Origin of the sequence: Enterococcus sp. DIV1314a, assembly GCF_051713805.1 — a bacterium.
GTDB lineage: Bacteria > Bacillota > Bacilli > Lactobacillales > Enterococcaceae > Enterococcus_I > Enterococcus_I aquimarinus.
In genome coordinates, this window is sequence record NZ_JBIOQP010000001.1 from 729,551 (window position 1) to 752,651 (window position 23,101).

Annotated in this window: 40 protein-coding genes; 5 read left to right on the forward strand and 35 right to left on the reverse strand. The window is 39.3% G+C overall.

Features of this window, described 5'->3' with window-relative positions:
• Positions 1-22 precede the first annotated feature (22 nt).
• From IGI68_RS03470 to IGI68_RS03490, 5 genes are all read left to right on the forward strand, one after another.
• Positions 23-799: a hypothetical protein gene (locus tag IGI68_RS03470; protein ID WP_438730563.1), complete on the forward strand. Its 777-nt coding sequence runs from the start codon at positions 23-25 to the stop codon at positions 797-799.
• Positions 786-1,586, forward strand: coding sequence for a hypothetical protein (locus IGI68_RS03475; protein ID WP_438730566.1), 801 nt, complete (start codon positions 786-788; stop codon positions 1,584-1,586). Before IGI68_RS03470 ends, IGI68_RS03475 begins: the two co-directional genes overlap by 14 nt.
• Positions 1,570-2,205 carry a hypothetical protein gene (locus IGI68_RS03480; RefSeq protein WP_438730569.1) on the forward strand — a complete coding sequence of 212 codons (636 nt, stop codon included), beginning with the start codon at positions 1,570-1,572 and terminating at the stop codon, positions 2,203-2,205. Before IGI68_RS03475 ends, IGI68_RS03480 begins: the two co-directional genes overlap by 17 nt.
• Positions 2,202-2,855 carry an ATP-binding cassette domain-containing protein gene (locus IGI68_RS03485; RefSeq protein ID WP_438730572.1) on the forward strand — a complete coding sequence of 218 codons (654 nt, stop codon included), beginning with the start codon at positions 2,202-2,204 and terminating at the stop codon, positions 2,853-2,855. The genes IGI68_RS03480 and IGI68_RS03485 overlap by 4 nt, the downstream gene beginning before the upstream one ends.
• Before the next feature lie 73 nt (positions 2,856-2,928).
• Positions 2,929-3,387 carry a hypothetical protein gene (locus IGI68_RS03490; protein ID WP_438730575.1) on the forward strand — a complete coding sequence of 153 codons (459 nt, stop codon included), beginning with the start codon at positions 2,929-2,931 and terminating at the stop codon, positions 3,385-3,387.
• A 194-nt stretch (positions 3,388-3,581) separates the two neighbouring features.
• On the opposite strand, the gene truA is transcribed toward IGI68_RS03490, so the two are convergent.
• The 35 genes from truA to thiD form a co-directional block, all read right to left on the reverse strand.
• Positions 3,582-4,322 carry a tRNA pseudouridine(38-40) synthase TruA gene (gene truA / locus IGI68_RS03495; protein WP_438730578.1) on the reverse strand — a complete coding sequence of 247 codons (741 nt, stop codon included), beginning with the start codon at positions 4,320-4,322 and terminating at the stop codon, positions 3,582-3,584.
• A 272-nt stretch (positions 4,323-4,594) separates the two neighbouring features.
• A complete protein-coding gene (locus tag IGI68_RS03500) occupies positions 4,595-5,392 on the reverse strand; it encodes an energy-coupling factor transporter transmembrane component T family protein (RefSeq protein WP_071874006.1) in 798 nt (265 codons plus the stop codon).
• Positions 5,382-6,248 (reverse strand): energy-coupling factor ABC transporter ATP-binding protein, encoded by an 867-nt coding sequence (locus IGI68_RS03505; RefSeq protein ID WP_071874007.1) that lies wholly within the window; start codon positions 6,246-6,248, stop codon positions 5,382-5,384. The genes IGI68_RS03500 and IGI68_RS03505 overlap by 11 nt, the downstream gene beginning before the upstream one ends.
• Positions 6,224-7,063, reverse strand: a complete 840-nt coding sequence (locus IGI68_RS03510; protein ID WP_071874008.1) for an energy-coupling factor ABC transporter ATP-binding protein — start codon at positions 7,061-7,063, stop codon at positions 6,224-6,226. The genes IGI68_RS03505 and IGI68_RS03510 overlap by 25 nt, the downstream gene beginning before the upstream one ends.
• A gap of 307 nt (positions 7,064-7,370) precedes the next feature.
• Entirely contained in the window at positions 7,371-7,751 is a 381-nt protein-coding gene (gene rplQ / locus IGI68_RS03515) for a 50S ribosomal protein L17 (RefSeq protein ID WP_071874009.1), read from the reverse strand.
• 23 nt (positions 7,752-7,774) lie between these two features.
• A complete protein-coding gene (locus IGI68_RS03520) occupies positions 7,775-8,713 on the reverse strand; it encodes a DNA-directed RNA polymerase subunit alpha (protein ID WP_071874010.1) in 939 nt (312 codons plus the stop codon).
• A 79-nt stretch (positions 8,714-8,792) separates the two neighbouring features.
• Positions 8,793-9,182: a 30S ribosomal protein S11 gene (rpsK, locus tag IGI68_RS03525; RefSeq protein ID WP_071874011.1), complete on the reverse strand. Its 390-nt coding sequence runs from the start codon at positions 9,180-9,182 to the stop codon at positions 8,793-8,795.
• Between the two features lie 28 nt (positions 9,183-9,210).
• Positions 9,211-9,576, reverse strand: a complete 366-nt coding sequence (gene rpsM, locus IGI68_RS03530; RefSeq protein ID WP_071874012.1) for a 30S ribosomal protein S13 — start codon at positions 9,574-9,576, stop codon at positions 9,211-9,213.
• A 17-nt stretch (positions 9,577-9,593) separates the two neighbouring features.
• A complete protein-coding gene (rpmJ, locus tag IGI68_RS03535) occupies positions 9,594-9,710 on the reverse strand; it encodes a 50S ribosomal protein L36 (RefSeq protein WP_010742772.1) in 117 nt (38 codons plus the stop codon).
• A gap of 32 nt (positions 9,711-9,742) precedes the next feature.
• Positions 9,743-9,961, reverse strand: a complete 219-nt coding sequence (gene infA / locus IGI68_RS03540; protein WP_071874013.1) for a translation initiation factor IF-1 — start codon at positions 9,959-9,961, stop codon at positions 9,743-9,745.
• A 188-nt stretch (positions 9,962-10,149) separates the two neighbouring features.
• Entirely contained in the window at positions 10,150-10,794 is a 645-nt protein-coding gene (locus IGI68_RS03545) for an adenylate kinase (protein WP_071874014.1), read from the reverse strand.
• Between the two features lie 67 nt (positions 10,795-10,861).
• Positions 10,862-12,157 (reverse strand): preprotein translocase subunit SecY, encoded by a 1,296-nt coding sequence (secY, locus tag IGI68_RS03550; protein ID WP_071874015.1) that lies wholly within the window; start codon positions 12,155-12,157, stop codon positions 10,862-10,864.
• Positions 12,157-12,597 carry a 50S ribosomal protein L15 gene (rplO, locus tag IGI68_RS03555; RefSeq protein ID WP_071874016.1) on the reverse strand — a complete coding sequence of 147 codons (441 nt, stop codon included), beginning with the start codon at positions 12,595-12,597 and terminating at the stop codon, positions 12,157-12,159. Before rplO ends, secY begins: the two co-directional genes overlap by 1 nt.
• 42 nt (positions 12,598-12,639) lie before the next feature.
• Complete coding sequence (rpmD, locus tag IGI68_RS03560; RefSeq protein WP_071874017.1) at positions 12,640-12,822, reverse strand: 50S ribosomal protein L30; 183 nt, start codon at positions 12,820-12,822, stop codon at positions 12,640-12,642.
• 13 nt (positions 12,823-12,835) lie between these two features.
• A complete protein-coding gene (rpsE, locus tag IGI68_RS03565; RefSeq protein WP_071874018.1) occupies positions 12,836-13,336 on the reverse strand; it encodes a 30S ribosomal protein S5 in 501 nt (166 codons plus the stop codon).
• 20 nt (positions 13,337-13,356) lie between these two features.
• Entirely contained in the window at positions 13,357-13,713 is a 357-nt protein-coding gene (gene rplR, locus IGI68_RS03570) for a 50S ribosomal protein L18 (protein WP_084131134.1), read from the reverse strand.
• A gap of 64 nt (positions 13,714-13,777) precedes the next feature.
• A complete protein-coding gene (rplF, locus tag IGI68_RS03575) occupies positions 13,778-14,314 on the reverse strand; it encodes a 50S ribosomal protein L6 (RefSeq protein WP_071874020.1) in 537 nt (178 codons plus the stop codon).
• A gap of 33 nt (positions 14,315-14,347) precedes the next feature.
• A complete protein-coding gene (rpsH, locus tag IGI68_RS03580) occupies positions 14,348-14,746 on the reverse strand; it encodes a 30S ribosomal protein S8 (protein ID WP_071874021.1) in 399 nt (132 codons plus the stop codon).
• A gap of 34 nt (positions 14,747-14,780) precedes the next feature.
• Complete coding sequence (locus IGI68_RS03585; protein WP_071874022.1) at positions 14,781-14,966, reverse strand: type Z 30S ribosomal protein S14; 186 nt, start codon at positions 14,964-14,966, stop codon at positions 14,781-14,783.
• An 18-nt stretch (positions 14,967-14,984) separates the two neighbouring features.
• Positions 14,985-15,524 carry a 50S ribosomal protein L5 gene (gene rplE, locus IGI68_RS03590; RefSeq protein WP_071874023.1) on the reverse strand — a complete coding sequence of 180 codons (540 nt, stop codon included), beginning with the start codon at positions 15,522-15,524 and terminating at the stop codon, positions 14,985-14,987.
• A 30-nt stretch (positions 15,525-15,554) separates the two neighbouring features.
• Positions 15,555-15,866, reverse strand: a complete 312-nt coding sequence (gene rplX / locus IGI68_RS03595; RefSeq protein ID WP_071874024.1) for a 50S ribosomal protein L24 — start codon at positions 15,864-15,866, stop codon at positions 15,555-15,557.
• Between the two features lie 35 nt (positions 15,867-15,901).
• Positions 15,902-16,270 carry a 50S ribosomal protein L14 gene (gene rplN, locus IGI68_RS03600; RefSeq protein ID WP_010766218.1) on the reverse strand — a complete coding sequence of 123 codons (369 nt, stop codon included), beginning with the start codon at positions 16,268-16,270 and terminating at the stop codon, positions 15,902-15,904.
• A 64-nt stretch (positions 16,271-16,334) separates the two neighbouring features.
• Complete coding sequence (rpsQ, locus tag IGI68_RS03605; protein ID WP_071874025.1) at positions 16,335-16,601, reverse strand: 30S ribosomal protein S17; 267 nt, start codon at positions 16,599-16,601, stop codon at positions 16,335-16,337.
• 25 nt (positions 16,602-16,626) lie between these two features.
• The gene (gene rpmC, locus IGI68_RS03610; protein WP_071874026.1) at positions 16,627-16,815 is read right to left on the reverse strand and encodes a 50S ribosomal protein L29; all 189 of its coding nucleotides are present in this window, start codon (positions 16,813-16,815) and stop codon (positions 16,627-16,629) included.
• Positions 16,805-17,239 carry a 50S ribosomal protein L16 gene (gene rplP, locus IGI68_RS03615; protein ID WP_071874027.1) on the reverse strand — a complete coding sequence of 145 codons (435 nt, stop codon included), beginning with the start codon at positions 17,237-17,239 and terminating at the stop codon, positions 16,805-16,807. Before rplP ends, rpmC begins: the two co-directional genes overlap by 11 nt.
• A 2-nt stretch (positions 17,240-17,241) precedes the next feature.
• Positions 17,242-17,898 carry a 30S ribosomal protein S3 gene (rpsC, locus tag IGI68_RS03620; protein ID WP_071874028.1) on the reverse strand — a complete coding sequence of 219 codons (657 nt, stop codon included), beginning with the start codon at positions 17,896-17,898 and terminating at the stop codon, positions 17,242-17,244.
• A gap of 13 nt (positions 17,899-17,911) precedes the next feature.
• Positions 17,912-18,259 (reverse strand): 50S ribosomal protein L22, encoded by a 348-nt coding sequence (gene rplV / locus IGI68_RS03625; protein WP_071874029.1) that lies wholly within the window; start codon positions 18,257-18,259, stop codon positions 17,912-17,914.
• A gap of 20 nt (positions 18,260-18,279) precedes the next feature.
• Positions 18,280-18,558, reverse strand: coding sequence for a 30S ribosomal protein S19 (rpsS, locus tag IGI68_RS03630; RefSeq protein WP_071874030.1), 279 nt, complete (start codon positions 18,556-18,558; stop codon positions 18,280-18,282).
• 42 nt (positions 18,559-18,600) lie between these two features.
• Positions 18,601-19,434, reverse strand: a complete 834-nt coding sequence (gene rplB, locus IGI68_RS03635; protein ID WP_071874031.1) for a 50S ribosomal protein L2 — start codon at positions 19,432-19,434, stop codon at positions 18,601-18,603.
• A gap of 40 nt (positions 19,435-19,474) precedes the next feature.
• Positions 19,475-19,762 (reverse strand): 50S ribosomal protein L23, encoded by a 288-nt coding sequence (locus IGI68_RS03640; RefSeq protein ID WP_071874032.1) that lies wholly within the window; start codon positions 19,760-19,762, stop codon positions 19,475-19,477.
• Positions 19,762-20,385, reverse strand: a complete 624-nt coding sequence (rplD, locus tag IGI68_RS03645; RefSeq protein ID WP_071874033.1) for a 50S ribosomal protein L4 — start codon at positions 20,383-20,385, stop codon at positions 19,762-19,764. Before rplD ends, IGI68_RS03640 begins: the two co-directional genes overlap by 1 nt.
• A 30-nt stretch (positions 20,386-20,415) precedes the next feature.
• Complete coding sequence (gene rplC / locus IGI68_RS03650) at positions 20,416-21,045, reverse strand: 50S ribosomal protein L3 (protein ID WP_071874034.1); 630 nt, start codon at positions 21,043-21,045, stop codon at positions 20,416-20,418.
• A gap of 24 nt (positions 21,046-21,069) precedes the next feature.
• Positions 21,070-21,378: a 30S ribosomal protein S10 gene (gene rpsJ, locus IGI68_RS03655; RefSeq protein ID WP_005880808.1), complete on the reverse strand. Its 309-nt coding sequence runs from the start codon at positions 21,376-21,378 to the stop codon at positions 21,070-21,072.
• 311 nt (positions 21,379-21,689) lie between these two features.
• Positions 21,690-22,223: an ECF transporter S component gene (locus IGI68_RS03660; RefSeq protein ID WP_071874035.1), complete on the reverse strand. Its 534-nt coding sequence runs from the start codon at positions 22,221-22,223 to the stop codon at positions 21,690-21,692.
• Positions 22,216-23,049, reverse strand: coding sequence for a bifunctional hydroxymethylpyrimidine kinase/phosphomethylpyrimidine kinase (gene thiD / locus IGI68_RS03665; protein WP_071874036.1), 834 nt, complete (start codon positions 23,047-23,049; stop codon positions 22,216-22,218). Before thiD ends, IGI68_RS03660 begins: the two co-directional genes overlap by 8 nt.
• Between the last annotated feature and the right edge of the window lie 52 nt (positions 23,050-23,101).

Genomic DNA, 23,101 nt, shown 5'->3' on the forward strand with positions numbered 1-23,101 from the left:
TTATTTAAAGGTAGGTACTTATATGTTTACAATTGAATTAAAGAAAAATCGACACTTGCTCTACCCTTGGCTTCTTTTATTATTTATTTGCATTATCACATTGGCTGATATTTTTTTATCTTCTAAAAGTACTTTAGGCTTATCTTTTATTGCCCAAAAAATGATATTGGCTTCCAATAGCCGTGGGCATGTCGCAGCGATTTTGTTATTTTGGGTTTTCCCACTTTATGCCTTCTTACTATTCGCTGAACGTTTCATTAAAGAGCGCACTTCGAATGCTTTTTTAGTTGAGCAAATTCGAACCCCTAAGAAAAAAGGGCTTCTAACAAAATGCATCACGAATGCGAGTCTGTTAACTTCTTTTTTTGCTTTGGGTTTTCTTGTAAATTCGTTAATCGTTTTATTATTAATTCCTAAACCATCAGCGGTATTTGATCAGCGTTATGCAGAAATGCTAGAAGTTTTCACTTCTTGGGAAAAAGTAGGGACTTGGATTTACGCCCACACGAATATTACTTATATGATTTATGTCCTTTTTGCTTGTATTATTTTTTTCCTGATGAGTCTTTTGATTGGATTGCTAGCACTTGTCTTTCCAAATCGAAAAGTTGTTTATTCTTTTGCGATGATTTATTGGTTGATTTGGTGGTTCATTCCCTATGACTTATCAATGGCCATCCAACCCTTTACAGAGTATGGTTTAAGCTATGCAATTGTTGCTTTACTCATTTTTACGATTCCAACAATTTTAATCATTTATCTTTTAATCCGGAGGTACGCAACAAATGACTACTTATAACCGAAGACAAACACGTTTTGCTCTTTTACTGATTGGATTAATTGCGGTGATTCTTATTTACAATTTATGGAATTCCATTGCTCTCACAGCCTTTAACCCATTTTCTGAATTTGCAGACCAAAAAGACCAATTCCTCGGTTCCACTACATTGTACTTATTACTTGGAGGAGCCGTTGAAGCACGGATGCATGGTATTTTCTTTTCTATTATCTTTTCCACTGCTCTCTATATTAAAATGCGTCCATTAAAAGACAGTTGGCTTTATCGCAGCTCAAAGAAAAAGATATTATGGGATACCACACGTGCAGCAATTAATATGAGTCTAATTTTATCCTCTGTAATGGTTATTATCATAATACTTTTCACTACGTTATTTTTACCAGAAGCATTGGCTTTCCCACAACGAATGCTTTTTTATTTTAGTGCACAGCTATTGATTGTTTTTTTATTTTATTTAACCCTTGCGCAAATTTTCCAAACTTTTTACGGACTCTTTTTATCATTCGGTAAGGCGATAATCGCTTCATCTCTTTTAGGAATATTCAATTACTTTGCACCGATTACCTTGCATCTTACGTACTGGGAACCTGCGAATGCACTCGGCGCATTGGGTATTAATATTTTCCACGAAGCGGTTTATTATTACGATTTTGCCGTTACTTCAGAGATGCTCTCAATCCTCGTCACTCAAAGTTTGTATCTAATCGTCTTGATTCTAGTCTTAGAAGTTATGAAACGCCTACTCTTCCTAAGAAAGGACTTTATCTTAAATGCCAAAGAAAAGTAACCGTCTTTATTACTATAACGTAGGTTTGATTTACCTATTTATCTTAAATATCACGCATTACGGAGAGCCCGTCTTTGATCAAACGATTCAAGGACTCCCGCTTATCCTTGCGAATCCATTATCACTGCTTTATACGTTATTTTTTCAAATGATTTTTTATTTGCTTGTTTTTGATCAAGCACGTGATAACTTTTACTTTAAACGCGTCGTCTTTTTGATTCGTCAAAAGAATCGTCAAAAGCAGTACCTAATTTGTTTATGGGATAATTTTCGAAGTATTATTAGCATGAATGCACTCATGTTGGGAATTGCATCGCTGTATTTCCGTCATTTTTCAATTAAGGTCCTTCCTTTCTTTATCTTACAGACTTTAGCGATTTACGGTTTTATTATTTTACAGACATTTATCGAAATAAAAATGAGTGCAACGATTTCTCTCTTGCTCATGGTTATTCTGTTTATCCTCCTAAATTCTTTTGATACACAGTGGATGAGCTATATCCACACGATTCGTTTAACCGGTAATGTTTATCTAGCAATTGGTATCACCCTAGTCGTGGATTCACTCTTAATCTTATTGACTAGCCACTTTATAAAAAAACAGGAGATTCTATTATGACAATTACATTCAAACACTACACCAAAAAAATTCGCAACAAAACCATTTTAGACGATATCAACCTTGAGCTGACTCCCGGAAAGATTTATGGTCTTTATGGTGAAAATGGCAGTGGTAAAAGCATGCTCCTTCGTGCAATATCTGGTTTGATTTATCCTACTTCTGGAAGCGTTGAAATTAATGATAAGATTATTACCAAAGACATCGATTTCCCCGAAAGCCTCGGTCTCATGATTGAAAATATTAAACTACAAGAAGCCTTTAACGCGAAACTCAATCTTCAAATTTTACGCGATATTAAAAAGACAGCAACCGATGCCGATATTGATTGGGCTTTAAATGCTATTGGATTAAAAGCCGATGATCTAACAAAAGTGAAAGACTTCTCCTTAGGAATGAATCAAAAACTCGCTATCGCTCAAACCATTTTTGAAAAACCTGAAATCATCTTAATGGACGAACCAACTAACGCACTCGATTTTGCCTCGATTGAACGCTTTCGAAAACTCGTACTCGAATTAAAAGCCCCCAATCGAATCATAATCATCGCTTCACATAACCACGACGATTTATCCGTATTATCCGATACCTTCTTGGAAATGTCAGAAGGACGTTTAAGTCATCGCTCGGAGTTCGTTAAGCGTGAATAAAAAAATATCGAATGGTGATTGTCGTCACCCACGATGAGGAAATCAAAAAACGTGCAAAGCGAGTGATTCAATTATGAAGAAAAGAACAAAAATTTTACTAAGTCTGTTGTTCGGAGTGATTCTCCTCTTTCATCTTGCATGGGCTGGAAATTATTTCTTAAATTATCGTCCTTATACCAAAACTGTGCCCATGCATGAGAGTGGCGAGTACTTTTTGATGACGGATAATTATGATTTGAGTGTAGTGATGCCTAGCTATCCAACATTCACTGGGAATTTAGCGATTACAAATAAAAACGATGATTTATCCTTTATTATTTGGCCATCAATCGGCGCTACACCTGAAATCGGACTTCAAATTTTAGGTCCTGATGGTGTCACTTATTCCGTCATTCTTGATCAATCCTTAAATTATGACAGTGAGAAAAATCCAGCTGACATGCCTAAAGAACAAATTAATCAATTAATCATCGATCGTCGTACCGAAATGGACGAAATGTACGACTATGCAAAAAAGAGTTGGAATTTGTAAATTTCCAGCTCTTTTTTTGGCATATAAATGAAATACTTTTTTATTACTCATATCAAAGCGCTCACCAATTCACCTGATTGAACGGGAATTGGCGAGCTGATACTCGGTAATAAGCTGACTTTCAATAAAAATCAAAAAACGATTTTTTTGTAAGTTTTGCTTATTACTCGTATCTAAACGCTCACCAATTCACCTTAATATCGTACTTCTTTTAAATAAAGTCCTTCAGGATGCGCAGTCGGCCCCGCTAAATTACGATCTTTACCCGCAATAATCCCTGGAATCGCATCGACTGGCATACGGTCATTGCCGATTTTTAATAGCGTACCGACAAGAATCCGAATCATTTTATATAAGAAACCATTGCCACTAAAAGTAAAAATCAACTCATCACCATCTGGACTAACCGTCAGGCTTGCCTCATCAATCGTTCGAACGTGATCTTCAACCGAGCTGCCAGATGCACAAAATGAGGTGAAATCATGTGTCCCTAGTAAATCCGGTAAGGCTTGTTGGATTTTTTCCACATCGATAGGATACGGGAAATAACTGGCATAGTAACGACGGAATGGACTACGTGGCTTACCGATATCAACGTGAAATTCATATGTCTTACCTGTTGCTAAGTAACGCGCATGAAAATCATCCGCGACAATCTCCACACTACGACACGCGATATCATCTGGCGTTTGCGTATCAAGTCCATAACGCATCCGTTCAAGCGGACGTTCATATGGAAAATCAAAATGAATCACTTGTCCAATCGCATGTACACCCGCATCCGTTCTGCCTGACGCATGGACTTCAATTGGTTGACTGGCCATCTTACTTAATGTTACTTCTAATTCGCTTTGAACTGTCCGTCCCTTTGACTGCCGTTGAAACCCGCTAAAATTCGTTCCATCATAGGAAATAATTGCTTTATAACGTATCATTTTATTGATTACCCTTCTTTCCTCAAAAAAAGACCATGACCGAAGTCACAGCCTTTTGATTATGATTCTTACTTTTTTATTCTCATTCGTTCACTGTCCTCGGACAATATCAGCTTGAGGCGGTATCTCGGAGCATACCGGACAAAAAATCACCTTAGTTGAACGGGATTTTCGTATCTATCCTTCGGCAATTTCAATAATGGTCGCCGTCGAAAGTGCCGACTCTGCCCATTCTCTCCAATTGCTCAGGATAAAGCGATTCAAAAATCACCTTAATTTCTGATATACATTAACACTGCTGTTAGGACTGCAAATGTCACAATAACGATGGTGTCTTTTGTGCTCCAATGTAGGACGCGGTATTTTGTTCGTCCGTCGCCGCCTTGGTAGCCGCGTGCTTCCATTGCAGTTGCTAGATCATCGGCACGGTTAAAACTGCTGACAAAAAGCGGAATTAGTAATGGAATGACTGCCTTCATTTTCTGGACTAAGTTTCCTTCGCCAAAATCGACGCCGCGAGCTCGCTGCGCGTTCATAATTTTCTCGGTTTCATCCATCAAAGTTGGCACAAAACGTAAGGCAATTGATAACATCAACGAAATTTCGTGAACAGGAACTTTTAATGGTTTTAACGGACGTAATAAATATTCAATCGCATCGGATAACGCTAGGGGTGGTGTCGTTAGCGTTAAAAGAGTTGACATGAAGATAATTAAAACAAAGCGACAAAAGATAAAGATTCCGTTTTGAATCCCAAATTCAGTCAGTTGAAAAACGCCCCATTTCCAGTAGACTTCGCCACCGCCTGTGAAGAAAATCTGCAATGCTACCGTAAACAAGATTAACCAAATTAAAGGTCGTACTCCTCTTAAGAAAAACCCAAAGTCTATTTTCGATAATAATAGACAACATAAAGTGAATATTCCAAGCATCGCATAACTGACAAAGTTATTGGCTAAAAAGATAATCCCTATGAAATAGAAACTAGCAATCAATTTTGCACGCGGATCTAAACGATGAATGAGAGAATCACCAGGTAGGTAGCGGCCTAGTATTAATTTATTCATCATAAGGCAGCCCTCCCTTTGCAATTAGCATTTCAGCTAATTCTTTTGACGTCAGTGGTAAAGAATCAAAATGGATTCCACGTGTCACCAACTTTTGGGCAAACGCCGTTGCAGTTGGCACCCCTAGTTGCTTCGCCTGTAGCCATTCGACTTCTTGGAAAACTTCTCTTGGTGTTCCTTGTTTCACCAATGTTCCTTTTTCCAAAACGTATACGTAATCAGAAAAATCAGCCACGTCATCCATTAAGTGGGTAACTAAGACAATGGTAATCTTATTTTCGTGATGTAAACGGGCAAACATTTCCATCATTTCTTTTCGACCTTGTGGATCGAGTCCTGCAGTTGGTTCGTCTAGAACTAAGACTTCAGGCTCCATGGCTAAAACACCTGCAATTGCCACGCGACGCATTTGTCCACCCGATAAATCAAATGGTGAACGTTGCAGATAGCTTTCATCTAACCCAACCATTTCTAATGTTTTTGCCGCTAAGCGATTCGCCTCTTCTTCTGGAACGCCAAAGTTTTTTGGCCCAAACGCGATATCTCGTTCGACTGTTTCTTCAAATAGTTGGGCTTCTGGAAACTGAAAGACGATTCCAACTTTTTGACGGATTGGCTTGAGATTTTTATTGTTTGTTTCAGCAGTAATGACACGGTCGCCAATCGTGACGGTCCCTGATGTTGGTTTTAACAAGGCATTCAGATGTTGGAGTAAGGTCGACTTGCCACTTCCTGTATGTCCCACAAGAGCCGTATAAGAACCTTCTTTAATGGCTAAATCAATGTCAAAAAGGACGCGTTGCTCAAAAGGAGAGTTTGGTTGATACGTAAAACCTACTTGTTCAAACCGGATGTCCATAACCACTCCACCATCCCTTCTTCAGTTAAGTATTCTTCAGGGACTTGAATCCCGCGTTTTTGTAGTGAATATTTTAGTCGTTCTGGAAAAGGTAAATCTAACCCAAGTTCGATTAATTTAGGGCCTGCTGAAAAGATTTTTTCAGGAGTGCCTTCATCAATCAATTTTCCTTGACGCATGACTAGAATACGATTCGCATTTGCTGCTTCATCAATATCATGGGTAATGGATAGAACGGTTAAATTATTTTCTTCTTTAATTTTTTTGATTGTTGCGATGACTTCTGCACGTCCTTCTGGATCGAGCATACTAGTCGCTTCATCTAAAATAATAATATCTGGTCGTAATGCGACAACTCCTGCGATCGCGACTCGTTGCTTTTGCCCGCCAGATAGTCTTGCAGGTTCTCTGGTAGCAAATTCATTCATTCGTACTTGTTTGAGAGCTTCTTGAACCCGAATGACCATTTCTTCTCTAGGAATCCCTTGGTTTTCTAATCCAAACGCCACATCATCTTCCACAGTTGCGCCTACAAATTGGTTATCGGGATTTTGAAAGACCATCCCCACCATACGACGGATCGACCATAAATGTTCTTCCGTTAATTGGTACTCGCCAACTTGAACTTTCCCACTTTCTGGTGCAAGCAAGCCATTAATTGTTTTGGCTAATGTTGATTTTCCAGAACCATTATGGCCGATGATCGCAATCCATTCACCGGGATAGACTTTTAAAGAGACATCCTCTAAAGCTGGACGTTCGTCATTTTTTTGATATCGAAATGTTAGATTCTCTAACTCTATAATTGGTTTCATTCTAGCTCTCCTACTCGTTGATTTCTAAACTAACACTACCAAATAATGTTACTTTTTTCAATTACTGGGAACCTTTTCATGGAATTTTCTGTTTTTTTCATCATCCATTACCTGTCAAGACAGATATTCGAGGATAAAAAAAACACTTTATGATGAGTGCTTACCCCTTGATTAAAAACCAAGGGGCCAGCGACGAGCTAGACTCGGAAGTTGCCTTCCAACATCATAACACTCTTAAAGTAATCATCTATAAAGTGATGGTAGAAGATTGTCCACCGAAATTTTCAATCTTCTATTAAGTGTGATTTTAAACTAGTTCAATAATAACCATAGGTGCAGCATCTCCGCGTCTTGGTTCTGTCTTCAAGATACGAGTATAGCCACCTTGGCGATCTGCATAACGAGGAGCAATATCACTGAATAGCTTTTGTAAAGCTGATTCAATAACGATTTCTTCGTTTTCTTCACGCACACTAGCAACTTCATTACGTACGTAAGCAGCTGCTTGACGACGTGCATGTAAATCACCACGTTTACCTAAAGTGATCATCTTTTCAGTCGTTGAACGAATTTCTTTCGCACGAGCTTCTGTCGTAACGATACGTTCGTTAATGATTAAATCAGTTGTTAAATCACGCAACATCGCTTTACGTTGTGATGATGTGCGTCCTAATTTACGATAACTCACGTGGTTTCCCTCCTTCGTAAAAATTAATCGTCTTTACGTAATTCCAAACCAAGATCTTCTAACTTAGCTTTCACTTCTTCAAGTGATTTACGTCCTAAGTTACGTACTTTGATCATTTCTGGCTCAGATTTATTTGTTAATTCTTGTACAGAATTAATTCCAGCACGTTTCAGACAGTTGTATGAACGTACAGATAAGTCTAATTCTTCAATTGTCATTTCTAACATTTTTTCTTTCTGTGTTTCTTCCTTTTCAACCATGATTTCAGCGTGTTTCGCTTCGTCAGTCAGATTCACAAAAATATCTAAATGTTCAGTCATAATTTTTGCAGCTAAACTCATTGCATCTAATGGCTCAATTGAACCATCTGTCCATATTTCAATCGTTAATTTATCAAAATCATCTCGACGGCCAACACGTGTATTTTCAACTTGATAGTTTACACGGCGAACGGGAGTGTAGATAGAATCAACCGGTAGCACGCCAATTGGCATGTCATCTTTTTTGTTTTCGTCTGCTTGAACATAACCACGACCCGGGCGAACCGTTAAGCGCGCATGGAAAGTAGCTCCTTCAGAAACAGTACAAATATACATTTCTTTATTTAGGATTTCAACATCACTGTCAACGATAATATCGCCTGCAGTTACTGTAGCTGGTCCTGTAATATCGATTTCTAACGTTTTTTCTTCTTGACCATACATTTTTAATGCAAGGCCTTTAATATTCAAAATAATTTGTGCGACATCTTCTCGAACACCTTTAACAGTTGAAAATTCATGTAACACTCCATCAATTTGGATATTAGTAATGGCTGCACCTGGTAAAGAAGATAACAAAATACGACGTAGGGAATTTCCTAAAGTAGTTCCGTAGCCTCTTTCTAGAGGTTCAACGATGAACTTGCCATAATCTTTCTCTTCATCAATTTTGGCAATTCTTGGTTTTTCGAATTCAATCATTATTATCTCTTACCCCTTTCTTAACGAAAAGTGTCTTGTTCAATGACGTGATTGTTAGACTCAAAATGAGGGGCACTCATTAAACACGACGGCGTTTTGGAGGGCGACATCCATTATGAGGAACTGGAGTTACGTCACGGATTGCAGTCACTTCTAAACCTGCTGCTTGTAATGAACGAATTGCTGCTTCACGTCCTGAACCAGGACCCTTTACAGTTACATCTACAGTTCTTAATCCATGTTCCATTGCTACCTTAGTAGCTGCTTCTGCTGCCATTTGAGCGGCAAAAGGTGTTGATTTTCTACTTCCTCTAAAACCTAATGCACCAGCTGATGACCATGCTAACGCATTACCATGAGAATCAGTGATCATCACGATTGTATTGTTGAATGTTGAATGGATATGTACAATCCCAGTTTCAATATTCTTTTTCACGCGGCGTTTACGACTCACTTTTTTTGCTGCCATGAAGTTTTAACCTCCTTCACTTAGGATTTTATTTTTTCTTACCAGAGACTGTCTTAGACGGTCCTTTACGAGTGCGTGCGTTATTCTTCGTGTTTTGTCCACGAACAGGTAACCCACGACGATGACGGATTCCACGGTATGAACCGATTTCCATCAAACGTTTAATGTTTAAGTTCACTTCACGACGAAGATCCCCTTCAACTTTTAACTTATCCATTTCAGCACGGATAGCATCTACTTGTTCGTTCGTCAAATCGCGAACGCGAACTTCTTCAGAGACACCAGCATTTGCTAAAACTTTTTTTGCAGTTGTATTCCCAACCCCATAAATGTAAGTAAGGGATACAACGACACGTTTATCACGAGGAACATCTACTCCTGCAATACGAGCCATATTCGTTACACCTCCGTTTATCCTTGACGTTGTTTATGTTTTGGATTTGCTGGGCAAATCACCATAACTCGTCCATTACGACGAATTACTTTACAATGTTCACACATTGGTTTTACTGATGGTCTTACTTTCATGATCTTACCTCCTGTGATTTTACGGAGTACAATTATTTAAAACGATACGTAATACGGCCACGAGTTAAGTCATATGGTGAAAGTTCAACTGTCACCTTGTCTCCAGGTAAAATTCGAATATAATGCATACGAATCTTGCCAGAAACTGTTGCTAAAACTTGATGCCCGTTTTCTAATTCGACTTTAAACATTGCATTCGGCAAAGTATCGACGACTGTACCTTCGACTTCAATCATATCTTCTTTTGCCACGCACAGTACCTCCTTGTAATTGTTTCGCATTTTCACACGATAAAACGGCGGAAACCAGTGCTCCCACCTTAGATTCTCAATACAATCTTCTGAAATGCTTCAGAAGTCGGACTGACACATTATAGCATAATGCATCTTACTAAGCAAGAGAAGTTTCACATTTGCAAGTCAGTTACGGGCAAACGATATTATTCGATGATTTTTTTTACGTCTTCAAAGACAGTATCGATTTCACGATTACCATCAATAGACTGCAATAAACCTTCTTCTTTATAGTAAGCTAAAATTGGTTCACTATTCTTAATGTTAATTGCAAGACGATTTTTGACCGTCTCAGGTTTGTCATCTTCTCGTTGATAGAAATCATGGCCACCACAACGATCACATGTACCTTCAACTGTTGTTGGGTTAAAGATTTTGTGGTACGTTGCGCCGCATTCACGACACATGTAACGGCCTGCTAATCGGTCAACCAGAATGTCTTCAGGGACATGGATATCGATAACAGCATCAATTTTCTTTCCAAGCTCGGTCAGCATTTGATCTAACGCTTGTGCTTGTTCCAAGGTACGGGGGAAGCCATCTAATAAGAAGCCTTTCTCTGTATCGGATTCGGCTAAACGCTCTTTCACAATACCATTCGTTACTTCGTCAGGAACTAATGCTCCTTGGTCCATGTATGATTTTGCTTTTAAGCCTAACGCAGTTTCATTTGCCATAGCGGCACGAAACATATCGCCTGTTGAAATGTGCGGAATGTTGTATTCAGCAATAATTTTCTCTGCTTGCGTTCCTTTTCCAGCACCGGGTAATCCCATTAAAATGATGTTCATTTTAATAATTCCTCCCAATAAGTGTTTGAATGATGTTGAGGAAAACCTCAACATCCTACAAAACTTTTTAATTCATGAAACCAGTATATTGACGTTTCAACATCAATCCTTCTAACTGTTTTGCAGTTTCAAGAGCGACACCTACGACGATTAATAAACTTGTTCCACCTAAACCAATTGATTCCGGTAAGTTCCAAAGCATTTGGGCAATGATTGGTAGTATCGCAACTAAACCAAGGTAAAGTGCTCCTACTGTACTTAACCGCATTAACACACCTGAAACGTAATCTTCTGTTCCTTTACCAGGTCGCACACTTGGAATATAACTTCCTTGCTTTTGTAAGTTTTCCGCTAATTTCTCAGGGTTCACTTGGACAAAGGCATAAAAGAAAGTGAAAGCAACAATCAATGTTGTATATAAAATTGCCCCAGGGACCGTATTATAATTAAACAATGTTTGGATGGTTTCAAACCAAGGCTTCCCTCCTAATGATCCACCAAAAGCTTGAATAATCGCATTTGGAGTAGTGATCATGGAGCTGGCAAAGATAACTGGAATCACACCTGCTGCATTTACTTTCAATGGAAGGTAAGAGCTTGTTGGTGCACCCACTACTCGTTTTGTATATTGAATCGGTAATTTTCGTTCTGCTTGTTGGAAAAATGTCACAAAAGTTACAATTAACAACACCGCAATTACTAAAACGACCATGAAAATAGCCGATTGCCAAATTCTTGAAGATTCAATATTAATAAAGTAGTCTTCGATTAGTCCTTTGATGTCAACTGGTACACGCGAGATGATACCGGCAAAGATGATCATCGACACGCCGTTCCCAATTCCTTTTTCAGTAATTTGTTCTCCCAACCATGTCACAACCATCGTCCCTGTTGTCAGAATAATTCCGATTAAGATAAATGTTTGTGCATTTGGATTTGGAACAAATCCATATTCTGTCCACATATTAAACCCAGCAGTCAACGCTAACGATTGTACAAATCCTAAGACTAGTGTCAAATAACGTGTTGCTTGATTTAATTTGCGACGACCGACTTCCCCTTGTTTTGACCATTCAACAAATTTCGGCACGATATCCATTTGCATCAACTGAATAATAATTGAAGCAGTGATATAGGGCGAAACTCCCATGGAGAAAATAGAGAATCGTTGCATGGCACTTCCGCTGACTAAATCTAACATGTTTAGAAATGGTAAGTCAGAAATACTTTGCAGACGAGAAGCGTCTACTCCCGGAACAGTAATATGTGTTCCAAGGCGGAAGACAAAAAGAATGAATATAGTAAAAAATATTTTTGAACGAATTTCTTTTACTTTAAAAGCATCCTTTAAAAGTCTCAGCATTAAATCACCTCAACTGATCCACCGTTAGCCACAATTGCTTCTTCGGCTGTTTTTGAAAATTTGGCTGCTTTCACAGTTAATTTTTTCGTTAATTCGCCATTTCCTAATACTTTGATTCCAGACTTTTCATCTTTTACGATTCCAGCTTCAACTAAAGTTAATGGTGTAACTTCAGTTCCATCTTCAAAGCGATTTAAAATGTCAAGATTAACTACTGCGTATTCTTTACGATTCACATTTGTGAATCCACGTTTTGGTAAACGCATGAACAATGGTGTTTGTCCACCTTCAAATCCTAAACGTACGCCACCACCAGAACGGGATTTTTGACCTTTTTGTCCACGTCCAGATGTTTTACCATTACCAGATGAAGATCCACGACCAACACGGTTACGTTCTTGGCGAGAGCCTTCTGCAGGTTTTAATTCATGAAGTTTCATGCTTTCGCACCTCCTTAGTCAAAATCAATCTATCTCTATTTACTATTTAACTTCTTCTACTTCTACTAAGTGAGCGATTGTATTAACCATGCCATTGATTGCATCATTGACAGGTTTTACAACAGAGCTGTTCACTTTGTTTAAACCTAACGCTTTAACGGTATCCTTTTGGTTTTGAGGACGTCCGATAACACTGCGTTTTAAAGTAATTTTTAATTCTGCCATGTTTTTGTCCTCCTTAACCGATTAATTCTTCTACCGATTTGCCGCGAAGTGCTGCCACTTCTTCAGCGCGTTTTAATTGTTTTAATCCATCAACAACTGCGCGAACAACGTTGATTGGTGTGCTTGAACCTAGTGATTTAGTTGTGATGTCATTGACACCTGCTAATTCTAGTACGGCACGAACCGTTCCACCAGCAGCAACCCCAGACCCCTCTACAGCAGGCTTCATTAAGATGCGGCCGCCACAGAATGTTCCAATAACATCATGAGGGATTGTTGTTCCTACTACAGGGACTTCAATCAAGTTTTTCTTTGCACTTTCAACGGCTTTGCGGATTGCTTCTGGAACTTCTTGTGCTTTACCAGTACCAAATCCTACGTGTCCATTTTTATCTCCAACGATGACTAAAGCTGCAAAACGTAAACGGCGTCCACCTTTAACAACTTTTGTTACGCGATTGATCGCAACAACGCGGTCTTCTAATTCCAAATGTTTTGGATCGATATAAACCATGAATGGTGTTCCTCCTTTTCTTAAAATTCTAGTCCATTTTCGCGAGCTGCTGTTGCTAATGCTGCTACGCGGCCATGGTAAAGGTATCCACCACGGTCAAAGACTACTTCTTTAATACCTTTTGCTGCTGCACGTTCTGCGATTAATTTACCGACAGCTTGTGCTTGTTCAACTTTGTTTCCACCTGAAATCTCTTTATCTAAGGCAGAGGCACTTGCTAGCGTCACACCCGCTACGTCATCAATAATTTGAGCGTAGATGTTTTTGTTAGAACGGAAAACGTTCAAGCGTGGGCACTCAGCAGTACCAGAAATTTTATTACGTACACGTTTATGTCTATTTTGACGTGTTTTATTTCTAGCTGGTTTTGTAATCACAATTGTCACCTCTTTTAAATTGCTAGCCTAAGCTGCGCTTCGTAAAACAAAAGCTTTACGAAGATTATTTACCAGTTTTACCTTCTTTACGGCGTACAAATTCACCAACATAGCGAATTCCTTTGCCTTTATACGGTTCTGGAGGACGAACGCCACGAATATTCGCTGCTAATTCACCTAATACTTCTTTATCAATCCCTTTAACGATGACTGATGTGTTTGATGGAACTTCAATAGTAGTTCCAGCTGGTGCTTCGATTTCAACTGGGTGAGAGTAACCTACGTTTAATACAAGTTTTGATCCTTGTAATTGTGCACGGTACCCAACCCCAATTAATTCTAGTGTTTTTTGGAATCCTTCGCTTACGCCAACAATCATGTTGTTGAAGTTTGCACGAGTTGTTCCATGAATTGTTTTCATGTCTTTGCTATCATTTGGACGAGTGAATGTTACTTCGTTACCTTCGATATTCATTGTAATGTCTGAAGAGAAAGTACGAGTTAATTCCCCTTTAGGTCCTTTAACTGTAATGTCATTTCCGTTTTGTGTTACTTCAACACCTGCAGGAATAACAACTAATTTATTACCGATACGACTCACTTAGAGACACCTCCTTGTGTATTAAATTTCAAATTACCAGACGTAAGCGACTACTTCGCCACCAACGTTTTTAGCTCTTGCTTCTTTATCAGTGATGACACCTTCTGAAGTGGAGATAATTGCGATACCTAAACCGTTTAATACTTTTGGTACTTCGTCAGCTTTGACGTAAGCACGTAAGCCTGGTTTAGAAATACGTTTTAAGTTTGTGATAACGCGCTCACCTGTTCTTCCGTATTTAAGGAATACACGGATAACGCCTTGTTTATCATCTTCGATATATTCAACATCACGAATGAAACCTTCTTTTTTCAAGATTTCTGCGATTTCACGTTTAATTTTTGAAGCAGGTACTTCTAATACATCGTGTTTTACCATATTGGCATTACGAATGCGTGTTAGAAAATCTGCAATTGGATCTGTCATGACCATTAGATGTTTTACCTCCTTTATGCGAGTTTCTTGTTTACCAGCTTGCTTTCTTCACGCCGGGAATTTGACCTTTGTAGGCAAGTTCGCGGAAGCAAATACGGCAAAGTTTAAATTTACGATAAACTGAATGTGGACGTCCGCAACGCTCACAACGAGAATTTTCTTGTGTTGAGAATTTTGCCGGACGGTTGTGCTTAGCAATCATTGACTTCTTAGCCACGTAGTTCGCCTCCTTTTTTTATTTTTGGAATGGCATGCCTAATTGAGTTAACAATTCACGAGATTCTTCATCTGTGTTGGCAGTTGTCACAATAACAATATCCAGCCCACGTACTTTGTCTACTAAATCGTAATCAACCTCTGGGAAGATTAATTGTTCTTTTACACCTAAAGTGTAGTTTCCACGTCCGTCGAAAGCTTTTTTGCTTACGCCGTGGAAGTCACGTACACGAGGTAAAGAAACTGTAACTAATTTATCTAAAAATTCGTACATTCTTTCTCCACGTAAAGTAACTTTAGCTCCGATTGGCATTCCTTCACGTAAACGGAAGCCAGCGATTGATTTCTTAGCTTTTGTAATTAAAGGTTTTTGACCTGTAATAATTTGTAATTCTTCAACAGCTTTGTCTAAGGCTTTCGCATTAGAAACAGCCTCACCCACACCCATGTTGACAACAATTTTCTCAACTTTTGGTGCTTGCATTACTGATTTATATTCGAATTTCTCGATTAATGCTGGGACAACTTCTTTATTATATTTTTCTTTAAGGCGGTTCATTCAATAAGCCCCTCCTTCCTTAATTTGTAATTATTTATCAATAACTGCTCCGGATTTTTTAGAAACACGGACTTTTTTACCGTCAACTTCTTTATAGCCTACGCGAGTTGCTTCGCCAGTTGATGGATCAATCACCATTACATTAGAAACATGAATGGGTGCTTCCATCTCAACGATTCCACCTTGTGGGGCTGTTTGAGAAGGTTTTTGGTGTTTTTTCATAATGTTAACACCTTCAACAAGAACCTTATCTTTCTTAGGCATCGTTTCTAAAACGATTCCTTCTTTGTTCTTGTCTTTTCCAGTGATAACTTTAACTTTATCGCCTTTTTTAACAAACATTATTGTTTCGCACCTCCTTTGATAATGAGTAAGAATTATAAGACTTCTGGTGCTAGTGAAACGATCTTCATGAAGTTGTTTTCGCGTAATTCACGAGCAACTGGGCCAAAGATACGTGTTCCACGAGGGCTCTTATCATCACGGATAATTACCGCAGCATTTTCGTCGAATTTAATATATGAACCATCTGTACGACGTGCGCCTGATTTAGTACGTACGATTACAGCTTTAACGACTTCACCCTTTTTGACAACCCCACCTGGCGTTGCTTGTTTAACAGTAGCAACGATGACGTCACCGATATTAGCTGTTTTACGGCCTGAACCGCCAAGGACTTTGATCGTCAAGATTTCACGTGCGCCTGAGTTATCTGCGACTTTTAAACGACTTTCTTGTTGGATCACGATGTGTATCCTCCTTTCAGATTTTGCAAGTCAATCTATATAGGAAAATCTCCGGTGATTATAATTAAATAATCACTGCTTTTTCAACGATTTCTACTAGACGGAAACGCTTTGTAGCTGATAATGGACGAGTTTCCATAATTTTCACGATATCACCGATTTTTGCTTCGTTGTTCTCATCGTGAGCTTTGTATTTCTTAGAGTATTTCATTTGTTTGCCATATGTCTTGTGATTACGTTTTGTCTCTACAACAACCGTAATTGTTTTGTCCATTTTATCAGACTCTACTCGACCTTGGTAAACTTTGCGTTGATTTCTTTCCTCAGTCATACGCTAAACGGCCTCCTTCCAAATATTACTTTACTTGTTCACGCAATACAGTTTTAATGCGTGCAATCGATTTACGTACTTCTTTAATACGTGCAGTGTTTTCTAGTTGACCTGTTGCTAATTGGAATCTTAAGTTAAACAATTCTTCTTTTAATTGTTTTTCTTGATCTAGCATTTCGGCAGTGGTTAATTCTCTGATATCTTTAACCTTCATTCGATTCACCACCCATTTCTTCACGTTTTACAATCTTAGTCTTGATAGGTAATTTGTGTGATGCAAGACGTAATGCTTCACGCGCTACTTCTTCAGAGACACCGGCAATTTCAAACATGATTTTACCACGTTTAACTGGTGCTACCCATCCTTCAGGAGCCCCTTTACCTTTACCCATACGAACGCCGATTGCTTTACTTGTATATGATTTGTGAGGGAAAATTTTAATCCATACTTTCCCACCACGTTTCATGTAACGAGTCATAGCGATACGAGATGCTTCGATCTGGCGGTTAGTAATCCAGTGTGATTCTACAGCTTGTAAGCCATATTCACCGAATGCTATTTCTTTTCCACCTTTAGCTTCTCCGCGCATTTTGCCACGGAATTCACGACGGTGTTTTACACGTTTAGGTACTAACATGCTTATTTCCCTCCTTTCTCAGTGTTCTTTTTAGTTGGAAGAACTTCTCCACGATAGATCCACACTTTAACTCCTAGTTTTCCGTATGTTGTATCTGCTTCTTCCCATGCGTAATCAATGTCAGCACGTAATGTATGAAGTGGAACAGTTCCCTCAGAATATCCTTCGCTACGAGCAATATCTGCACCGTTTAAACGACCTGATACTTGAGTTTTGATTCCTTTAGCGCCAGCACGCATTGTGCGTTGGATCGCTTGTTTTTGTGCACGACGGAATGCTACACGGTTTTCTAATTGACGTGCAATTCCTTCGCCGACTAATTTAGCGTCTAAATCTGGTTTTTTGATTTCCACGATGTTGATGTGTACTTTTTTACCAGTTAATTTGTTTAGTTGGTTTCTTAGGTTTTCTACTTCAGAACCACCTTTACCGATAACCATACCTGGTCTAGCTGTATGAATAGATACGTTGACGCGGTTAGCAGCACGTTCGATTTCTACAGTTGACACAGCGGCATCAGCAAGTTTTGTTGCAATATATTTACGGATTTTTAAATCTTCGTGTAAAAAGGCTGCATAGTCTTTCTCAGCATACCATTTCGCATCCCAGTCACGGATGATGCCAACACGCATTCCAATTGGATGTATTTTTTGACCCACTGAATGTCCCTCCTTATTTTTCTGATACGACAACCGTCACATGACTTGTGCGTTTGTTGATTGGAGAAGCCGAGCCTTTTGCACGTGGACGGAAACGTTTCATTGTTGGTCCTTCGTTAACAAAAGCTTCAGAAACTACCAGGTTTTCAACATCTAAGTCGAAGTTGTTTTCTGCATTAGCTACTGCTGACATCAATACTTTTTCGATGATTCCAGCTGCTTTGTTTGGTGTAAATTTTAAAATTGCAATTGCTTCTGCAACGCTTTTCCCTCTTATTAAATCAATGACAAGGCGTGATTTGCGAGGAGAAACGCGAACTGTTTTAGCAGTTGCTTTCGCTGATGTAATTTGTTCTGCCATCTGTATATCCTCCCCTCAGATTAACGTCTTGTTTTCTTATCGTCAGCAACGTGTCCGCGATAAGTTCTTGTTGGTGCAAATTCACCTAATTTATGTCCTACCATATCTTCTTGGATGTAAACAGGTACGTGTTTACGTCCATCATAGACAGCGATAGTAAAACCGATAAAACTTGGGAAGATTGTTGAACGACGTGACCAAGTTTTAATAACTTTTTTCTTTTCAGCGCCAGCTTGTGCGTCGATTTTTTTCATCAAATGATCATCAACGAATGGCCCTTTTTTTAGACTACGACCCATGGTGAACCTCCTCTCAAAATGTGCAACACATGGTTAGTGCGATTATTTTTCATTACGACGACGAACAATAAGTTTGTCTGATTGAGCTCTCTTATTACGCGTTTTGTATCCAAGAGCTGGTTTGCCCCAAGGAGAAAGCGGTGCTTTACGTCCGATTGGTGCTTTACCTTCACCACCACCGTGTGGGTGATCGTTCGGGTTCATTACGCTACCGCGAACAGTTGGGCGTTTACGCATCCAACGAGAACGGCCTGCTTTACCAATGTTGATTAATTCGTGTTGTTCGTTACCAACTGAACCGATTGTTGCACGGCAAGTTGCTAAGACCATACGAACTTCTCCAGAGTTTAAACGGATTAAAACATATTTGCCTTCTTTACCAAGTACTTGTGCACTTGTTCCAGCTGAACGGATTAATTGTCCGCCTTTTCCAGGTTTTAATTCGATGTTGTGGATAACAGTACCCACTGGAATGTTTGCTAATGGTAATGCATTTCCTACTTTGATATCTGCTTCTGGACCAGAAACAAGTCTCATGCCTACTTCTAAGCCTTTAGGTGCTAGGATGTATGCTTTAACTCCATCTTCGTAGTGTACTAATGCGATATTAGCAGAACGGTTTGGATCATATTCAATCGTTTTAACAAGTGCAACAACGTTATCTTTGTTACGCTTGAAGTCGATGATACGGTATTGACGCTTGTGTCCGCCACCTTGATGGCGTACTGTAATGCGTCCCATATTGTTACGACCGGCATGGTTTTTTAATGGTGCTAATAGAGTTTTTTCTGGAGTTGCTGTAGTAATTTCAGCAAAGTCAGAAGTTGTCATATTACGACGACCATTTGTAGTAGCTTTATACTTTTTGATTGCCACGTCATTTTCCCTCCTATGTTGATAGATTGCGTCTCAGCTTTTACTCAGCTGAGAAAAATTCGATTGCTTTTGAATCTTCAGTTAATGTCACAATTGCTTTGCGACGTTTTTTAGTATATCCTGCATATTTTCCTACACGTTTAAATTTCGGACGGACGTTAATGACGTTTACGTCTTTCACTTTAACATCAAAAGCTGCTTCAACAGCTTGTTTCACTAGAGTTTTATTCGCACGCGTATCGACGTCGAAAGTATATTTCTTTTCGTCCATCGCTAGCATTGATTTCTCAGTGATTACTGGGCGTTTGATTACGTCTAATAAGTTCATTATGCAAGCACCTCCTCAATTTGAGTAAGAGCAGTTTGTGTTGCTAATACTTTATCGTTTGCTACGACGTCTAAAACAGTTACGTTGTTAGATGCGATAACAGAAACGTTTGGTAAGTTACGAGCAGACAATGCTGCAAAGTCATTACCTTCTTCTAATACGATTAATACTTTCTTATCAATTGATAAGTTTGCAAGAACTTGTTTAAATTCTTTTGTTTTTGGTGCGTCAAAGCTTAATGCATCAACGACAACTAATTTATTTTCAGCAACTTTTTCTGATAATACAGATTTAATTGCTAAGCGACGAACTTTTTTAGGAAGTTTGTAGCTGTATGAACGAGGTGTTGGTCCAAAGACAACTCCTCCTCCACGCCATTGTGGTGAACGAATTGAACCTTGACGCGCACGTCCAGTTCCTTTTTGTCTCCATGGTTTGCGACCACCACCACGAACAGCACTACGATTTTTAACCGCGTGGGTTCCTTGTCGTAATGAAGCACGTTGCATGATAATTGCATCGTAGACAACTGATTCATTTGGTTCGATTCCGAAGATTTCTTCGTTTAAAGTAACTTCGCCAATTTGGCTTCCATCTTGTTTAAATAATGCTACATTCGGCATTCCTTAGTTCCTCCTTTCTTCCTATCTAGTTTATTTAGCTTTCACAGCTGATTTAATAGTAATCAATGATTTTTTAGATCCAGGAATGTTTCCTTTGATTAGGATTGCATTGCGTTCTAAGTCAACGCGTACGATTTCCAAGTTTTGGATTGTCACGCGATTGCCACCCATACGGCCAGCAAGTTTTTTGCCTTTGAACACGCGGTTGGCAGCAACAGCTCCCATTGATCCAGGACGACGGTGGTAACGAGAACCGTGAGACATTGGTCCGCGAGATTGTCCATGACGTTTGATAACACCTTGGAATCCTTTACCTTTTGAAGTTCCTGTTACGTCAACGATATCGCCTGCTTGGAATACGTCAACTTTGATTTCTGATCCTACTTCTAAGCCCGCTAGCTCAACATTCTTGAATTCACGAATGAAGCGCTTAGGAGCCGTGTTTGCTTTTGAAACATGACCTTTCGCAGGTTTGTTACTTAATACTTCACGTTTGTCTTGGTAACCCACTTGAACAGCTTCGTAACCATCAGTCGCAACTGATTTTACTTGTAAAACAACGTTTGGCGTTGCTTCGATTACTGTTACTGGGATTAATTCGCCAGATTCCGTGAAGATTTGAGTCATTCCCACTTTTTTCCCTAAGATTCCTTTGGTCATGATTACACCTCCACTTTACTTAAATTATAATTTGATTTCGATATTCACACCAGATGGTAAGTCAAGCTTCATTAAAGCGTCAACTGTTTTTGGTGTTGGGTTCACAATGTCGATTAGACGTTTGTGTGTACGCATTTCGAATTGTTCGCGTGAATCTTTGTATTTATGTGTCGCACGGATTACAGTGTAAAGACTACGTTCTGTTGGTAATGGAATTGGACCAGACACGCTAGCACCAGTTCTTTTTGCAGTTTCTACAATTTTGTCCGCTGATTGATCTAAAATACGGTGTTCATACGCTTTTAAACGGATACGAATTTTTTGTTTTGCCATTTTTTTCCCTCCTCGCCTATTTCATAAGTAGACATAGCTCCACGAAAATTTTTCCGTCACACTCGTCCATGGCAAAGCGTCCGGGCGTGTCGCAACCTCTCGTTTCCTAGCCGGTAAAAATCTCTTTCTACCAATGCGTTCACCTCTTAATGTAAACAGCACCTGTATGATTATATTACGGATGAAGCATAATAGCAAGCCTTTTTGTCGCTTTTTTTGAAAAAAGTTGAAAAAAGTTGTAAAGCGCGGTTTTCATTCCTAAAAAAGGAAGAAAAAGAGGAATCCCCACGCTATTCTCCCTCTTTTCATCCTCACTCATACTGCTGAAATATGTTCTTTAATGGAAAATACAAGACAGACACTATTATCATGGTCGAAAGCACATTAATGACACTTGCTGGTAATTTGATTAGCGCACCCGTAAAAGCTGTGGACCAATCACTTCCCAATACATATAACATTACCGTATTTTTGGTTTGCGTCATCAGTAATTTACCGATACCCGTTAGGCCCCCAATGACTAAAAGTTGCCAAACCTTTGTCGGATGCTTTTTAAATAGAAGAAAGCCCGCAAACGCAAAACCACCCACAATGAAACTTTCAAAGAAAAAATAGGGCGCTTCTGTTAGATAACCATTTAACAGATCAAATAACAAAAAGCCTAAACCGCCTGCTAAGGAGCCTTTCTTATAACCTAACAGTAAGACTGCTAATAATAAAACCGCATTTCCTAAATGAACAAAGGCACCTGTTGGCATCGGAATCTTAATCATCGTCCCAATGACAGTCATTGCCGCAAACATTGCGACAAACAAAACTGATTTAATAGAAGACGCTCTAGTCATGGTTACTCACCTTACCGATCCGGTTTTCCGCTTGATGATACGCACCATGCCAAACATGGCCAACGTGCGGATTAATTGCGACCCCTTGTTTAATGGCTGCTGCAACGAAATCCTTCGCTAAAACGACGGCCTCTAGGACTGGCATCCCTTTTGCAAGTCCTGCCGTAATGGCCGCTGCAAACGTGCATCCTGCGCCATGGTTGAAATCTGTAGCAATCATTTCCCCTTCTAACACTTCAAAATCTTTGCCATCATAAAAAACATCAACCGCTTTTTCTGAAGCGAAACGGCGACCACCCTTCACGACGACATTCTTCACACCTCGTTGATGAATTAAGCGCGCCGCTTCTTTCACTTCGTCAAGCGTCGTCAAATCGCCCAATCCAGACAAAATCCCTGCCTCAACAAGATTAGGTGTCGCGATTAAACCATGCGGCAATAAATGATTTTTAATTCCTTCGACGCTTTTTGGTTGTAAGATTTGCGCCGTTCCTTTGCAGGCAATCACCGGATCAATCACCACATTCGTCACCTTCATTTTCTGAATCCATTCACTCGCGAGGATGATATTTTTTTCATTTCCCATCATTCCTGTTTTTAAGGCATCGACAGGACCACCGGCAAACACCGAAATTAATTGTTTCTCAAGGAGCGTGGTGGATAGTTCCGTTACTTCATGTGACCACCCTGCTGCAGGATCCATTGTCACAATCGAGGTTAGACTCGAAAAACCAAAGACACCATACTCTTGAAAGGTTTTTAAATCCGCTTGAATTCCTGCACCACCTGTTGAATCTGAGCCTGCAATAGTTAATACTTTCTTCACGTGATCTCCTCCAATTACTTTATGCCATAGTATACACAAGATGCCACTTGAC